General features: G+C 68.5%; 13 protein-coding genes and 2 pseudogenes. 4 read left to right on the forward strand and 11 right to left on the reverse strand.

Features of this window, described 5'->3' with window-relative positions; translation table 11 throughout:
* Positions 1 to 20 precede the first annotated feature (20 nt).
* From OG963_RS43060 to OG963_RS43070, 3 genes are all read right to left on the reverse strand, one after another.
* Complete coding sequence (locus OG963_RS43060; RefSeq protein ID WP_331749854.1) at positions 21 to 758, reverse strand: hypothetical protein; 738 nt, start codon at positions 756 to 758, stop codon at positions 21 to 23.
* A complete protein-coding gene (locus OG963_RS43065; RefSeq protein ID WP_331749856.1) occupies positions 755 to 1,738 on the reverse strand; it encodes a ParA family protein in 984 nt (327 codons plus the stop codon). Before OG963_RS43065 ends, OG963_RS43060 begins: the two co-directional genes overlap by 4 nt.
* A gap of 1,133 nt (positions 1,739 to 2,871) precedes the next feature.
* On the reverse strand, positions 2,872 to 3,249 hold the full coding sequence (locus tag OG963_RS43070) for a hypothetical protein (RefSeq protein WP_331749859.1): 378 nt from the start codon (positions 3,247 to 3,249) through the stop codon (positions 2,872 to 2,874).
* Positions 3,250 to 4,955: 1,706 nt separating this feature from the next.
* Here OG963_RS43070 and OG963_RS43075 point away from each other — a divergent pair.
* The 4 genes and pseudogenes from OG963_RS43075 to OG963_RS43090 all read left to right on the forward strand — a co-directional run.
* Entirely contained in the window at positions 4,956 to 5,210 is a 255-nt protein-coding gene (locus OG963_RS43075; RefSeq protein WP_331749862.1) for a hypothetical protein, read from the forward strand.
* On the forward strand, positions 5,188 to 5,718 hold the full coding sequence (locus tag OG963_RS43080) for a DUF6879 family protein (RefSeq protein WP_331749865.1): 531 nt from the start codon (positions 5,188 to 5,190) through the stop codon (positions 5,716 to 5,718). The genes OG963_RS43075 and OG963_RS43080 overlap by 23 nt, the downstream gene beginning before the upstream one ends.
* Before the next feature lie 19 nt (positions 5,719 to 5,737).
* On the forward strand, positions 5,738 to 6,589 hold the full coding sequence (locus tag OG963_RS43085; RefSeq protein WP_331749868.1) for a helix-turn-helix transcriptional regulator: 852 nt from the start codon (positions 5,738 to 5,740) through the stop codon (positions 6,587 to 6,589).
* A gap of 597 nt (positions 6,590 to 7,186) precedes the next feature.
* A pseudogene (locus tag OG963_RS43090) lies at positions 7,187 to 7,435 on the forward strand (hypothetical protein); the annotation flags it as partial.
* Between the two features lie 5 nt (positions 7,436 to 7,440).
* Here OG963_RS43090 and OG963_RS43095 read toward each other — a convergent pair.
* The 8 genes and pseudogenes from OG963_RS43095 to OG963_RS43130 all read right to left on the reverse strand — a co-directional run bounded on the left by OG963_RS43095 (position 7,441) and on the right by OG963_RS43130 (position 15,100).
* Positions 7,441 to 9,063 carry a TROVE domain-containing protein gene (locus OG963_RS43095; RefSeq protein ID WP_331749871.1) on the reverse strand — a complete coding sequence of 541 codons (1,623 nt, stop codon included), beginning with the start codon at positions 9,061 to 9,063 and terminating at the stop codon, positions 7,441 to 7,443.
* Positions 9,064 to 9,382: 319 nt separating this feature from the next.
* A pseudogene (locus OG963_RS43100) lies at positions 9,383 to 9,573 on the reverse strand (IS5/IS1182 family transposase); the annotation flags it as partial.
* Positions 9,574 to 9,657: 84 nt separating this feature from the next.
* Positions 9,658 to 10,383 carry a hypothetical protein gene (locus tag OG963_RS43105; protein WP_331749873.1) on the reverse strand — a complete coding sequence of 242 codons (726 nt, stop codon included), beginning with the start codon at positions 10,381 to 10,383 and terminating at the stop codon, positions 9,658 to 9,660.
* Positions 10,384 to 10,406: 23 nt separating this feature from the next.
* A complete protein-coding gene (locus tag OG963_RS43110; protein ID WP_331749876.1) occupies positions 10,407 to 10,646 on the reverse strand; it encodes a hypothetical protein in 240 nt (79 codons plus the stop codon).
* 147 nt (positions 10,647 to 10,793) lie between these two features.
* Complete coding sequence (locus OG963_RS43115) at positions 10,794 to 11,396, reverse strand: hypothetical protein (protein WP_331749878.1); 603 nt, start codon at positions 11,394 to 11,396, stop codon at positions 10,794 to 10,796.
* Positions 11,397 to 11,523: 127 nt separating this feature from the next.
* Entirely contained in the window at positions 11,524 to 13,620 is a 2,097-nt protein-coding gene (locus tag OG963_RS43120; protein ID WP_331749879.1) for a helix-turn-helix domain-containing protein, read from the reverse strand.
* Positions 13,621 to 13,796: 176 nt separating this feature from the next.
* The gene (locus OG963_RS43125) at positions 13,797 to 14,168 is read right to left on the reverse strand and encodes a hypothetical protein (protein WP_331749882.1); all 372 of its coding nucleotides are present in this window, start codon (positions 14,166 to 14,168) and stop codon (positions 13,797 to 13,799) included.
* A 47-nt stretch (positions 14,169 to 14,215) separates the two neighbouring features.
* Positions 14,216 to 15,100 (reverse strand): hypothetical protein, encoded by an 885-nt coding sequence (locus OG963_RS43130; protein WP_331749884.1) that lies wholly within the window; start codon positions 15,098 to 15,100, stop codon positions 14,216 to 14,218.
* Positions 15,101 to 15,112: the final 12 nt, after the last annotated feature.

The raw sequence follows: 15,112 nt of genomic DNA on the forward strand, positions 1-15,112 counted from the left end.
TTTGAGGCCGCCCCTTCTATTTACGCCTGGCCGGTACTTCTCCTGCGTGCGGCCTCCGGCAAGGGCGGCAGGAAGGCATCCAGAGCGCTGTTGAGGAAATCAGAACGGTTCGGGAACGCGTACGCCGAGGCAAGGGCGTCGATGACTGCCAGCTCGCGACTGGATGGACGGAAGCTCTGCTGACGGCTGTCCTTGACCGACCCCCGGGCCGTACGCCGGGTCGGCACCTCACCGAACAGGCCGTCCGGATCGCTGTCCTCCTCCTGCGCCGGCTGCCTCCGGTGCCGCAGGGCGTCGCGCAGGGACACGAACAAGTCGTGCTTCTTGGCGTGGAGCACAGCGCGACGCACCACCACAGCGTTCGTCGGTTCATGCCCCGTCGTCATCTTCTGCGTGAGCTGGTAGTGCGCGAACCGCTTCCGCACATCGGAACTCACCATGATCGTGCACTGGCCGGCCTCTTGCCCCCTCTCCCCCAGCTGCGGCACCTGCACCTCGACGACGACTGCCGGTTCCGCAGAGCGTCCACCCGGGTTGGCAACGGCGGGCAGCGCGGGCTCGGGCGCGTGCTCAACAGCGTTTGCACTAGTCGGGGCCGGAGTGGGGGCTGCTTCAGGACCGGGTGTATCCGTGGTGGGAGCCCGTCGCCGGACGGGAGGGGCTTGGAAGGCGTTGCTGGCCGCGGAGGCGAAGGCCTTGAGCCCGTCGTCGTCGGGAAGCCCACCCCGCTTCCTGGGCGTTTTGGTGGTCTCGGTCATGCCGCCTCATTCTCCGTTCCGGTATCGCGGTCGAGCGTGATTTTCGCCTGCATGATCTCGATGGCCAGCGACTGGTAGTCCCCCGCGAGTGCCTTCACCGAACGTCGAAGGCTGGGTTCAATTGCTTTGCTGGCCCTCATCTCGTGGGCGACACGGCCGGCCATCCGGCAGGCCACTGCTGCCGCCTCGACGTGGCGGATCGTCTGGCTAAAGACGGGGGCCGCGCCATTGAGATCCTCTTCCAGTTGCTCCTTGATCTTGGCTTGAACATTGGTGGCCCTCGCGTTGGTGGCGAAAATGACAACGCCGAGCAGCCGCAGCATCGGGTTGAGGACGCGAGCCTGGCCGAACCGTCTGGCGACCGTGCGCAGCCCCTTGCGCGAGGAGGGGTCGGACTTGGAGGGGATGAGAACCAGGTCCCCCGCTGCGAGTGCTTGGAGCTGTAGGGGTTCCGACCCGGGGGCTACGTCCAAGATGATCACGTCGTAGTCGTCGCGGACGACGTCGATCGCTGCGGCGTACATACCCATCCAGGCGTTCTGGTCTTCAGCATTGTCGTAGCGCGAGGCGAGACGGCGCTGGCAGTACAGCTCTTCGACGACGTCCTCGAGAACACCTCCGCCCGGCACGACAAACAGGCCTGGGCGTGCCTCGCCGGTTGGGGTGAGTGGCTTGCCGTCGAGGATTGCGGCGGCCTGGGCCTCGCCGTCGTCGGCGAGCACGGTTCCGGTAGTTCCGAGGTCCTCGCCGTTGTTGCCTTGCTCGTCCATCTCCATGAGCAGGACTCGTAGCCCGATTCCGGACCAGGCCGCACCCAGGGCTGCGGACAGGGAGCTCTTGCCGACGCCGCCCTTGCCATTGACGACCACGAATACCTTGGCCTGGTGTACACCCTCCGACATGAGCTGAAGGCGCCGCTGCACTGCACGTTTCACCTCGATCAGATCAATGGCCGGGAGCGAGTGGACAGCGACGGGCACAGGGATCACCTTCAGTCATAAAATGGACATCATGTGATCATCGACGGTACGGGTGTCGTGAGTGCTCTCTGGTGGGACACGCACGTCGTGAAGTGCTGCAGTGTCGGTGTCCACCTGGTTGGAGGCAGAGGCTGCCATTGCGTCCGACGCCATTGCGTGCGCGACGCCGAGTGCCACATATGGGGCAATACATAGTGATGCGGCTAGCACGTCACATAGGGGAATGTGTCGACCTTCAATCGAAGAGACCACGCTCGTGGCCAGTTGCAGGGTCGGGGTACCCGCCCACCGGGGGAGTCGCTTCACTCATATGCCGCGTTCGGCGTCTCGCCCGGAGGGGCTAAACCGCCTGTGTGCCCGCCTGGCGGCCTGGGAGCGGCTTCGGTGTCGCGCCATACCAACCACGCTGAGATAGGCCGCGTACGGCACCATTCTGCAAGTCGCTTTTCTGACGGGAAGTGAGCTTTTCCCGGTTGCACACAGCCACTGCTGTCTGTTTCAACGGATGGACCGGTCGCGGGTGACCTTGACCAACTGATCGCCAGACCAGCGGGGGAGTGGAACCTCGCTCGACGTTGGAACAGGCTTCCACCGGGAGCGGCCACCGTCCAGCCCGCCCGAGCGCTTTGCACAGCACCGGATATGGAACGGGGGAGTAGAGGCCGTTCAGAGACCACGACTCACCGCCGCTCGTGCGGAGGGGACCCGAGGGCATTCTTGGGCAGACAGCACGGGTGCAGTCCTCGGCGGCTTTGAGTGCCGCGGATTCTCGTGGCCCACACGTTCTCGCCTGTGCGGGTGGACCTCACTTCTCCCCTCATGTGGCCTGACCTCCACGCAGCGAACGCCGGGCCGTCCTGCTGCATAGGCCAACGCGAGGAGGTGTTCGACGGAGCGGCCGTCAGCACATTCTTCATAGCCGCGTGAGGCAGCTGGCGCCGTCGCAGCGGACCGTACCGCCTGCGCGTCGAGTGAGCCCCGCGCTCGGTTCCGTCTCGCGGCCCTCGCGGCCGCGGAACCGATCACGAACCCCACGAGACGGCTACGCAACCACTGACGAACCAACACCCGCTATGCGACAGCGACACTGCGCGCGATCACGGAACACCTTGCGCCGACGCTTGGTTACGCGTTCAGCAGGACCGGTCGATGTCAAGGACGCCCACGTCGTTGCCGCAGACGAACAGCACGTACGTGTACTCGCCGTCCTCGTCCTCGTCGGTTGGGTCCGCCGGCGGCCACTCGGTAGGCAAGTACCCGTTCACTGCGACGAGCGCGCCGCCCATCCGACCCTCGATGACGTCGACCAGGTCATCGACGAGATGAGTCACGACGTGGCTGGCCGGAACCTCGGGCATCTCGTCGATGCCGCTCCACGAGCCGTCCCAGATGTCGACGAGGGAGAGCCGGGCGTCGTTGTGGAGCGACTTCCGCAGTTCGGTGAACGTGATCGGGCGAAACGTCGGCTCTTCGTCGGCGTACTCCTCGGCATCCTCGCGGTGGCCGACCACCAGCGGGTGGCGGTGGCGAGGCGGTCGTCGTCCCGTGTGTCGCTTTCGGGAAGCGTGCCGATCCGGAACCGGAAGTCGACGGAGTTGTTGTTGTTCACCATAAGGAGGTTGCTCAGAAGCGTGGCGAGGCAGGCAATCCGGGTACGGATGGCACCGTCAGCACCGTCGTCCGCGATCACCGGCGGCTGCCGCACCGAAGGCGCCGGCGCGAGGGTGATCCGCACCGTGCCGAAGTAATCCCGGTGCAACAGGTGCAGGGCTGGGTCATCATCGGTCGTGGCGAGGCGGAGAAGGTCGCCCTTCCGGCCGGTTGTCTCGTCCGCGAAGTACCGCACCAACGACGTCCGACGCGCGTCGTGGACGTGAGCCGCCCCGGCGATGAGCGAGACCAGTCCCTCGAGCGGCGTGGAGTGGTCCTCCTTCGACAACATGCTGGCGTACGGGACAGCGCCCGTGACCCCCGGCAGGTCCGCGACCGCGGCAAGGTGCTCGGGCGAAGCCGGCCATGGCTCGTCGCGGCGTTCACCGGTCTTGTGGAGCACGAGCGTCGACGCCCACCCGGGTGTGGATTCCAGTGACCACGCGGCGAGCAACCACAGGGCCGAGACGAGTACCCACTGTGAGTTCGACGGCCGACGGTCATCGGGTCGGGCCGCCGGATCCGGCTCCTGGTGCCACGCGTCGTTGAAGGCCGTGGCCAGCTCCACCCAAACCACCTCCGTCACGGCCCGGGCGCGTCGACTCCCACGCAGCCGACCGGTGCCACGAAATCGCGGCAACCATACCCAACCTCCGCCACCCCGTCAGCACCGAGACCAACCGTCACTCCCTGACCCCGGATGTTGCATCTCTCCCCGTAGCCGAACGACGCCGACGTTTCCAAGAGCCGGATGCGCTGATGCCAACGCACGTCGCTTCACCGGTCCAAGCAGACGTGAGCACAGCATTTTGCACTCCTCGATGCTGCACTGGGCTGAACGTGCCGCTGATTGCACCCGAGGCAGGCCCCGAACAGTCGCGCTAGTGGGGCCGTCGGTGACTTCCCCGCTCGCGCGGAGGTGAACCGATGGGTCAGACTCCAGCTTCAGTTGAGGGTTCGTCTCCGCGCGAGCGGAGGTGTGTCCACGAGAGTGGTCCGGATGCCAGTCCGGGCCGCGTGCTCTCCGCGCGAGCGAAGGAGCCGGGGTGGGGGAGTGGTCACTCCTTCTTCAGTGAGTACTCTCCGCGCAAGCGGAGTCGCACCTCATGCCCGCCCCAGCCGCCAGGCCCGGCCGAGTGCGCCCGCGGTCACACACGGAGCCCCGTCCAGGCACGCGGGACAGGTGGTGGTGTGGCTGAGAAGCACTCGGTATGAGGTGTCACTCGTGCCCGTGCTCCGGCACCGGGGGCACTGACAGTCCGGGAATGCGCTCCGCGGATCCACTGTGCTGGCCGGCGTGACCGCAGCCTCCGGCCGTAATACGCGCGTGAGCCCGTCCCTGGTCACCTGGTACACCTTGATCGTCATGGTCATGGGTATGCCCCCGCCGTCGGTCGGTGAATACCGCTGACCGTAGGGAGCGTTCGTGCGTGCGCGCCAACGATGTGCGTAGATGTGCATATATTCCCTCGACGGGTAGAGATGGCCGGGACACGCCCTTGACCGAACCCGCCTAGCCCGTCAGGTTGATGCACATCAGTGCACCGAACTCACGCCGGAGGCAGCAATGAAATTAGAGTTCATCGGGATCGACCCAGACACGGGGCAGAGTGGCTCGCCCACTGTGTGGGTCGACGCTGAGACGCGAGACATCGTCATGCAGAGCTACAAGGCTGACGAGGCGACGCTCGAAGAGTGCTCCCACAGCACCGCCCCTGGCCACGCGCACGGCATCCCGGACCACGAGACCGTCGTGCGCATCCCAGCCCGCATGGTGCCCGCATTGAGGAAGGCCTGCGATGCCGCCGAACGTCGCCTTTGACGAACTCCTCGAAGCGGCCCAGCACTCCGCGGTGCACCTCGAAATGCGAGATGTCTACGGGGTCGGGGACGAGGCTGACGACTTCGAGCTCTGGCGGCGCACGGGCGACCGTGACGCCGACCCGGCATCCGCGTACTGGGCTCCGTGGGTCGACCTCATCCGGGCCGCTACCGCCCGCGGCGTCACCGTGCGCCGGGCTCGCGTCGTCTCGGAGCCGGTCACCGACTACATCCGGTACGAGCACGCGGGCACCCCGGTCAACATCCATGCCGGGGAACAAGTTCGGTGGCTACCCCGCCGTCACACTTCCGACCTCATGCTGCCCGGCAACGACCTGTGGATCTTCGATGGGCAGTCGGTCCTCTTCAACCACTTCACCGGCGAGGGCAACTGGGCCGAGCCGGGCCTTGAACTCCGCACCGAGTCCCACATTGTGAAACAGTGCGCCGACGCCTTCGACGCCGTGTGGGACCGGGCCGTACCGCACGATCAGTACAACCTCCTCTGACAGGAAGCACCGCACCAGCATGTCCATCTCACCGTCGTCCTCGGCCCAGGCCGCCCGCGAAGGCGTGGCTAGGCAGCTCCGCGAGCTCCGGCAGGACGCCGGCCTGACCGTGACCCAGCTGGCCGCCAAGTGCGGCTGGCACCACGCGAAAACGTCCCGGATCGAGAACGCGAAAACACCGCCCTCCATCCGGGATATTCGCGACTGGTGCGCTACCTGCCAGGCGCCAGCCAGAGCAGACGACCTGATCGCAGCATCCCGGCACGCCGAGACGCTCTACACCGAGTGGCGACGCCGGGTCCGCACCGGGCTGCGGCAACTCCAGGACAGCTACGTGCAGCTGTACAGGTCGACGGGGGTGTTCCGGGTGTACTCGCCCTCGCTCGTGCCTGGCCTCGTACAGACCGAGGGCTACGCCAACGCCGTCCTCAGCACGAACGCACGGCTCCTCGATATTCCCGACGACGGAGCGGAGGCGGCCGCGGCCCGGATCGAACGCTCCCAGGTCATCCGGGAGCCGGGACACCGGTGTTTGCTCCTCGTCGAGGAGTCGGTGCTGTACTTCCAGCTCGGCACCGCCGAGTCGGCGGCGGCCCAGCTCGGGCACCTGCTGTCCGTCGGGGCGCTACCCGCGGTGTCACTGGGCATCATCCCGATGGCGACGCGGGAGCGGGCGCTCTGGCCGCAAGAGACCTTCCACGTCTACGACGACACTCTTGTCTCAGTGGAGCTCCTGTCCGCGCAGGTGAACATCACGCAGCCGAGCGAAATCGAGCTCTACCTAAAGGCGTTCGAGCAGCTGCGGAGCATGGCTGTGTACGGCGCGGATGCGCGCGCCCTGATCGTGAGGGCGATCGACGCATTGGGCTGACCGTGGTTGAGGATTTCGCGCTGCTCGCCGACAGTCCCTTCGCGTAGACGTCGTGATCCCACCTACCGGATCGAAGCCCGGGCGGAGAAGAATTCCTCCCCGTACCTGCGGGGAGGTTCGGGCGCGCGCCTGGGGCAGACGCCTTCTTTCGGGCTGGTTGTGGACTCCCAGCATTCGGCTTCTGGACGAGGTGATGCTGCCCAGGGGTACCGGTGGGATCAAGGGGGCGTATAGGCGCGACCGCCGGAGCGTCGATAGAGGGATATCTGGTCCGACCACCGGGTGAGGATGTGGAAGAGTGAGCGGTGCCCGGGGTGGTCGGCTGGTGTATGGCGCCGGATACGGAACGGCCACCCCAGGCATCCTCTTGTCCAGGCATGGTCGTCGTTGCGGCGGCGTTTGGGCTAGCCATCAGACACGAGCCGGGCCCCGCCGGGGTGCTTGGTGTTCAGGTCTTCGGCACAGTCCCCGAGCTGCTCGACATCGAGACCGCCCAGCCACCGCGGACACCCTCGCCACTCTCCACGACGACCTGCATCAGATGGCCCAAGCTTTCGGTCAATCCGACGATGCTGCCCCGGCTGGACGAGTTGGAGCTACCGCCGCTGGCGACCACCGGTCGCACGCACAGTCTCCTGGCTCGTCCACCACGGCAACCGCAAACTCCGCTACCGCGGCACCATCGCCAACAACATCTGGCTCCACACCCGTGCCGCTGCGCTCCGCCGACTGATCAACCTCGGACTCACCCGCACAGACGGAGCCTGGACGATCAACCCAGCCACCGCATGGACCGAGGGGCCGCCCGGCTTACGGCCGGACAACCCCTCACCAAGATCTTCATGAGTCTTCTAGTGTCTTTCGGATCCGGCCAGCTCAGCGGCCCCCGGCCAAGCGGCCTCGCGGCCGGCCTCGATGAGGCCGACCATCCGGAACGCGGCGTCCGTGAGGCCGCCGAAGGTGTGCCGGTGGGGGCCCGTGGGGCCGTGGGCGGGCCGGTACCCCGCCAGGTTCCACGTGTAGACCGGAATATCGGCTGGAACCGGTTCGGCCGGCCCGCCCCCGCCGGGGCCGTGGGGGGCGGCCTGCTCGTCGGTGACGATCAGGACCCGGTCGTGCTCCCGGTAATGAGACCGCACCGCCTTCGTCGTGTGGGTGCCTCCGAGAGTGTGGAACCGTTTCAGCACCTCGAGCACCGAATCGCCCGGCTCGAACGGCACCTCTGCGCTGCGCCAGCCGAACTCCACCAGATCCGCCTGCTCGGCACGCATGGCCAGCATGGTCCCGAACACAGCCGCCGCGTCCGCCCGAGTCAGCTTGGACCGCTCGGAGACGGTGTCCCAGAACATGGAGTCGGACCGGTCCACCAGGATCAGAGTCCGGCCGGGCAAGGACGGTACGTTGGCCAGGGAGTGGCCCAGTGCCCGTTCCAGCGCGACCGCCCAGCGCTGCGACGGCGCGTGCTGGTGGGCAGCCAGGTAGCGGAAGGGGAACTGCCGGGACCGGGCGACCTCGAAGGCGTCCCAGAGCCGTGCGGCGACCCGGGCCGCGACTTCGTCCGAGACCCCCGCCTCGTCGAAGTTCCGCAGGTTCCGCAGGAGCGCCATCGGCGCCATCGTGGGAATCACCGCTTCCCAGACGGCGGCGTCCATCGGTCCGTGGAGCCAGCCCGCCAGGGCCTCCCACGTCATGCCCGCCGCGGCCAGCCGCTCGGAGCCGCCCGGCCCGGACACCACCGCCGACCGCTCGTCTGCAGCCAACTCCATCAGTGCCCGGTGGGCGGTCAACACGTGGTCGGAGGCTGGCGGAACCGCCTGCTCTGGGTGGTGGCGGCGGTCCAGGACGTACCGGAAGAGCGCGCCCTGCCAGGGCTTGTCCGGGTCGGGGAAGGCGTGCACCAGGTTGAGCACGTCACCGAAGCGGAAGTCCTTGGACACGGTGTCGTACTTGAGCAGGGAACGGGACGTGTACAGCCGGCGTACGCCGTCGGCAATGCCCCGCTTCACGGGCTGGGGCACGTTCCGCCCGTACTCCGAGATCCAGTGGGCGAGCAGCTCGCCGGGCTCGTCGGCGCGCTGGAGCACCGAGTCGATCACGGACCGGTTGGACGGGCCTCCGGACGCGCCAGCCTCGAGCCGGGCCCGCACGTACGCGGCGGCACCCACCAGGGACGCCGTGCGCATGTTGCCCTCGCTGCGAAGCCAGCGCAGCAGGCCGGCCGTCCACACGGGGTCCTGGACAGCGAGTTCACCGACGAGACGGGCGTACCGGTCGTCCCGCTCCTCACCACTTTCGTAAAAGGTTCGCTGGGAGACGAAGTTGCCGACCGCAAGGAGGAAGAGCTCCTCGCGGGGCTCCCGGGCGAAGGCCGGGCCGCCCTCATAGGTGCGGAAGTCCGGCCTGGCGGGCCCATGATGGAGCAGTGGTGGGGGCAGGGAGCGGGCGGCCGCTGAGACGTGCGGGGCCACGAGCATCTCGGGCCAGATCTTGGAGACGCGTGGGGTGTAACGAGGCAGCGAATTCCCCCGGATTCAAAGGATTGGACGGCCCCGGCAAAAGGTTCGATGGGGCGAAGACGCCCGCGCCTGCCGAGATCAAAGAGGGCGGCGGCGTCACTTGGTTGTCAGAAGGAAGTAGCCGCAGCCGAGCGCATCGGAGGCGCGGTCGCGATGCCAACGTACAAGGGCCACGGGGTCACACACCAACGATTAACGCGGGCCCGTTCTCGGACTCCGACACGGGCGCCGTGGGTCCAGGGAGGGAGGGCCATGCAGGGCACACAAGCAGGGTTCTTGCGGGCACCGCCTGCGGGTCGTGCCAGGTGAGGGTGGTCGTACCGGTGAGCCGGGGGGCATGGTGTGGGTCATGGCCCAGTAGACGCGGGAGACGGAGGAGGCCGGCTGGTGTTGGTAGTCGCGGACTAGGCGCCGGTTCAGTATCAGGATCCCGTCGGTCTGCTCGACCCTCCATCGTTTCGGCTGGGGGGACGATTTCCTTGTCCTGCGGGTTGGCCTTCTCCGTCCGGCTCGCGCGGGATGCGCGGGCCGGACGGGCAGCGGTCAGGCTGGTCAGTTGGCGGAGCGGAGCTCGCGTCCGTTGATCTCTACGCGTTCGACGACGGGCTGGGGGAGGTGGATGTTGGGGCGGACGTGGACGGGCGGGGTCTGGATGTCGTTGTGGACGTGGACAAAGGAGGAGGGGCGCAGGGTCAGGCCACGCAGGGCGAGGGTAGAGACGGCGGCCCAGGTGAGGGCGGCGAGGCCGGTTGCGAGGGCGCGGCCGGTGGCTGGGGAGGCGGTCCAGATCATTCCGGTGGTGCAAGCCCCCCACATGGCCCAGGTGAGGCGGGCGCCGGTGGCGCGCAGCCACCAGCTGGCGATGAATGAGGCCGTGCCGAAGAGTTGCCAGGCGGTGTAGGCGGTGGTCGCGGAGACGGGGAGCTTGGCGGTGTGTGTCTGGAGGTAGTCCCGGACGGGCTGGTGCATCGTGGCGATCAGCCCGGTTCCTTGCGAATGCCATTCGGCGGCGCGTACGGCGCCGATGAGTGCGGTGATGCCCCACCAGGTGGCCCAGAGGATCAAGGCTGTGCCGGTCACGATGATGAGGGCCTTGAGCCAGGTGGCCATGCCCCTCCAGCCGTAGGTGGGGGCGTCGAGGATGTCCTCGATGCGGTCACTGGCCCAGTCGACCGCCGGGTCGGCAAATCGCTGCCACCCGGTGGGCGGCGGTGGTGCGGTGGGCTGTTCGTTGTCGTCGCGGCGCTTCTGCTCGGGGAAGGGGACGGTGTTGTTCATGGGCTGCTGCCTCCTTGGGTCGGTCAGTGCGAGGGCGTCGGGCGGGGTGCGGGGTTGACCGTGCTGTCGGTGCCAGGGTTGACGGGCGCGGTGTGTGCTGGCCGAGGCGTGTCGGTGCGGGGCGCGGCGTCGCTGCTGTGGGTGCCGAGGTAGATGCCGCCGATGAGGCCGAGGACCAGGAGGGCTTTGTGGCGGTTGGCCCTCCACCAGGTCGGTGGGGCGGGCTCGGTGAGGACACCTATGACGGCGGGCGCTTTCGCCAAAACGGCTGCTCTCCTTGTGGGTTGTCCGCATCCGCAGGGATGGCTGCGGAAGGGGGATTGTGTGAGGCCGGTCGGCCTGTCCGGGCCCCGGAGCCGCCGCGGTGCGCGGGGATCCGGGGCCCGGGCAGATCGGCGGGCGTTGGGGAGTTACTGCTTGTTGCGGTCGCCGACTTGGATGTTGACGTCGCCGCTGCGGCCGATGAGGCGGTTGCCGCCGGTATTGATCCGCGGGGCGAACACCATCGGCTGCGCGTTCTGGCCGGGGGACTCGGCCGCGCTGGGTCCGGCCGTGGACAGCAAGTAGCGGCCGACGAGGCCGAAGCCGAAGAAGATGACGGCCAGCGTGAGCGTGACCTTCCAGACCATCTCGAGCAGGTCCACGAGTCCTCCCAGAGCGGGTGCGGCGATACGCAGGGCGATCGCGCTTCCCAGTGCCATGAGCGTGAGGCTGCCGGCCACCGCGCAGATGGCCTTGGCCCAGCCGGGTATCGCCTCGCGCGGCGCCCCGGCAGGGGGAATGACCTCCAGCCGGGGCTCTACGGGCTTGCCCCAGGCGGTCCGCCCGTCCGGCAGGACGACAGGAACGGCTCCGGGCACCGGGACCGGGTAGAGCGTCAGGTCCGGCGCGGCAGGCAGCGGCGCGGAGAGCGGGCCCTGCGGTACGGGCTGCAGGACGGTGGCCGTGGTGTGGCGGACAGGGATGTAGGAGCCGACTGTCTGGTCGGCCTGGAGGTCTTTCTCGTAGCTCATCAGGGACTCCAGATAGCGGCGCGGTCGGTTCGGGGTCGGGGGGCTTCGGCGGATTTGCCAAGCCCCCGCGACCCGTTGTGCGCCGGGTGGCGGGGGCTCAGTGGAGCCGCCGAACCGCTGCTCAGGGTCAGGCCGCGTCAGCGACTACCGGCGCCCACGTACCGTGGGCGAGTGCTTCGACTTCTCCCTTCTTCGCGGCACGGGTGAGGGTCGAGGAGACGGTGGACAGCGGGATGCCTAGCCGGTCGGCGATGAGGCCGGTGGTGGTGATCCGCTGGGTGGCGACGAAGGCGAGGATCTGTGTCTTCTTCGTGCCGGAGGCGGGCTTGGCCTCGGCCTGGATCAGGGCCGTGAGTTCGCTGACCGGTGTCTGGCGCTGCTTGACCACAGGCGGCACCGTCGCGGTGCCGGCCTTGGCGGTGGCTTCCTCGCCGTCGTCGTTGACGCCCGGTACCGGCGGCTCTTCACCGGCCCGGCGGGCTGCCAGGCGGTCACGCCACTGGGTGTAGAGCGGGCCGATGTTCTCGCCCGCGCCCGGGGTGAGTTCGGCGATCGTGTCGGCTTTCTTCGCCCAGCGGGTGGCGACTTCCTTCGCTTCGGGGGACCATCCGCGGAAGACTGCGGCTCGTTCCTGGACGCCCTTCATGTAGCCGAGACCGGAGGTGGGCACGCCGATCTCGTCCGGCCACACGGCGGGGATGTCGTTGGGGTCGGCGGGGAGATTGATGACGTAGCCGGCTGACCGTTCCGTGGTGCGCAGGGCGATGTTGTTGCCCGCGGTGAGTGGCTGGCGGAGCTTGGAGCTGCCGAGGGATTCCAGGGTCGGCAGGTGGGTGCCGAGGCGGAGTTTGATGCCGCACTTGCGGCCCAGGATCGCGATGCGGACGGCGAGTTCGATGGCTTCGTCGCCGTAGGCGCCCCAGACGTCTTGCCACTCGTCGATGGTGACGGCGAGCAGCGGGTCTTCTCCGGGTTCCCAGTCGGTCTCGCCGTACATGGTGTCGCCGTCGGCGTCGACCCAGGTGGATACGGCGCTGTTTTTGGAGCGGCGGTCGAGCTCGGTGTTGGCGGCGATCAGCATGCCCATGCACTCGTCGGGGCCGCAGGCGAAGTAGTCCAGGTAGTCCTGCCAGAAGCCGAAGCTTTTGCCGTACTGGGGGTCGCCGCCCCAGGAGACGACGAGGCCGGATTGCTTCTCGATTGCGAAGAGGGATCGGAAGATCGCGGACTTTCCGGCGCCGGTGGAGCCGGAGATGTGGGAGTGGACGGCGCCCCAGCCTGGGCGCCACATCTGGTACATCGCCGGGGTGCCGTCGATGTACCAGCCGATCGTGGCGATCCCGGTCTTCTTGTCCAGGACCTGCGGGCCGGGAAAGACGGGCACTGCCTTGAGCGGGTTGCGCTGGTAGACCTGCAGGCGGGCCAGGGCTGCGTTGCCGGTGTGGTCGCCTTCGACGGAGATGGAGGTGACGGAGACACCGAACGCGGCGGCGATCCGTTTGGTGGCGGCGATGGCGTCGTCGGTGGTGTGCCGGACCGCGTCCAGGGCGATGGTGCCCTGCCACGCGCCTTCGACGTCCATGTCGACGGGGTCGACGAGTTCCGCGCCGGGCAGGGCGCCCTTGGCGGAGCCGACCGTGGCCAGCCAGCGCTCCACGCGCGCCTCCAGACCCTCGGGGATCTCCTCTTGGGTGGGCCGGATCCGTCGCCGGTACCACCACGGGATCGCGACCGAGGGCAGCCAGCCGAGCCACCACACCCCGGCCATCCCCGGCTCGAACGGCCCGGCGTCCAGGGCGGGCATGAGTGTGGTGAGCACGGCCGCGGAGCCGACCGCGCCGGCCGAGCGCAGCAGTTCGTCCCGGCGCAGCGGCTTGCCGGGCGGACTCGGCAGGGTGCGGTGGCGGGCCAGGAACTGGGCGGGGCGGTTGTCCCAGCCGTCCTTGGCACGCCACTTCGTCCAGGCGTAGAACGCGGCCGTCGCGGCCGCGTCGGTCGCCACGGCACCGGCCGTGCCGTGTGGGGCGGAGGTCAGGGCCTGTCCGTAGGCGGCGAGGGCGACCGACCCGTAGAGGGGGGTGAGGTGGCGGCGGTTGCGCCACCGCCAGCGGCGCACGGCGCGGAACGCCCGTACAGCGGTGGAAGCATCGGTGGCGGTGTCGGCCGTCTCCGGCTCCTTGGCCAGGACGACCCGGTCGGGTGCGGGCGTGCGTGTGGCGGACAACTCGGGACCTCCGGGAAAGGGCGCGGCAGGCCGGCCCCGCGGGGACCGGTCCCGCCGAAATGGGGCGGTGTCGCGGGAAGAGAGGGGCGGTGCGGGGTCGGGCTTGTGCGTGTGAGGCACACGGCCGCAGCCCAACCCGGTGGTGCAGTGGGTTGGGCTGCGGCCGTGCGGTCACATCACAGGCGCGTGTAGGCGGTGTTCTTGGCCGGTGCGACGGGCGCGGACTGGACGGCGGAGTGGATGCCGCCGTGGTTCTTCTGCACGGTGTCAGCGGCGTCCTGAGCGCCCGTGTTCAGGTCGCGGGCCGCGTTCGCCGCCTCGACCGCGCCGCGGGCCTGCCCCGTGAAGTTCGCCGCGATGGTGGTGATGTCGCGCCGGGTGTCTTCGTCGAAGTCGAGTTCGGTGAGCCGTCCGATGACGGCGTGGGACTCGGTGGCTTTCGCTTCGATCCGGGCCCGGCGCTGGTCAGCCGCCTGCGCTTCGGCGCTGGTCGCTGCGATCAGCCGGGCGATGGTGGCGAGCAGTTCCCGGTAGGAGATCTCTGCCATGGGTGGTGCCTCTCTGGTCAGGTGAGGAGGAACGGGGGAGGGGCAGGTCAGTCGATGTAGGTGGTGGACTCGGCCATGTCGGCCGGGGCGGCGGCGGCGGCCTCGTTGATGCCGCCGTGCCGGGCCAGCACGTTCTGGCCGGTGATCTCGGAGTTTCCGGCCGCGTCCGCGCTGTTGCCGGCGTCGTTCTCGCGGGCGGTACGGAGCTTGGCCAGTTGCTCGCGCAGCGAGGCGAGTTTGGTGAGGACCTGGCGGTCGTACTTCGCGGAGGCGGCCGCGTTGTACGCGTTCTCGACCTTGCCCTCCAGGTCCCGGATGCGGCGCACGGCCGCGACGGCGTCGTCGCGCTCGCGGTTGGCGAACTCGAGGGTGTCCTCGAGCCAGATGACGAGGGTGTCGACGGAGCGGACCTCGATGTTGCCGGGGGTCGTCACAGTGCTGCTCCCAGGGGTAGATGAGAACGGCCCGGCGGATGCCGGGCCGGAGACGGTGGGTGGGAAGGACGGTGGTGCGGGGACCATGCCGTCCGGGGCGGTGGACGATGGGGGGTCGCCGGGTCGGGGTGGCGGGACGAGGCCCGCGCCGTCGGCTTCGGTCAGCGGAGGCCGGCCGTCTCCGGTGGGGACGGCGTCGCCCTTCGCTTTTGCTTCCTTGAGGGCTCGGTTCTTCGCGCGCTGGGCGGTGACGACCTGGCGGGCTTCGGGCCAGGCTTCCTTCCACCCGTGCTTGAAGCCGGAGCCGAAGGTGTAGACAGCGGTCCCGGCTGTGAGCATCCCGGCCGCGATGTTGGTGCCCTTGCCGGCCTTGTCGCCGTTCTTCTTCGGGGACAGCTTCTCCTTGTTGGTGTCGTGGGCCTTCTTCACGTTGTTGCTGCCGTTGGCCAGGCCCTTGCCGACCAGGTAGGCGATGACGAAGAGGGTGAGTGGTTCCACGAGTTGGGCCCT

Source organism: Streptomyces sp. NBC_01707, assembly GCF_041438805.1.
Taxonomy (GTDB): Bacteria; Actinomycetota; Actinomycetes; order Streptomycetales; family Streptomycetaceae; genus Streptomyces.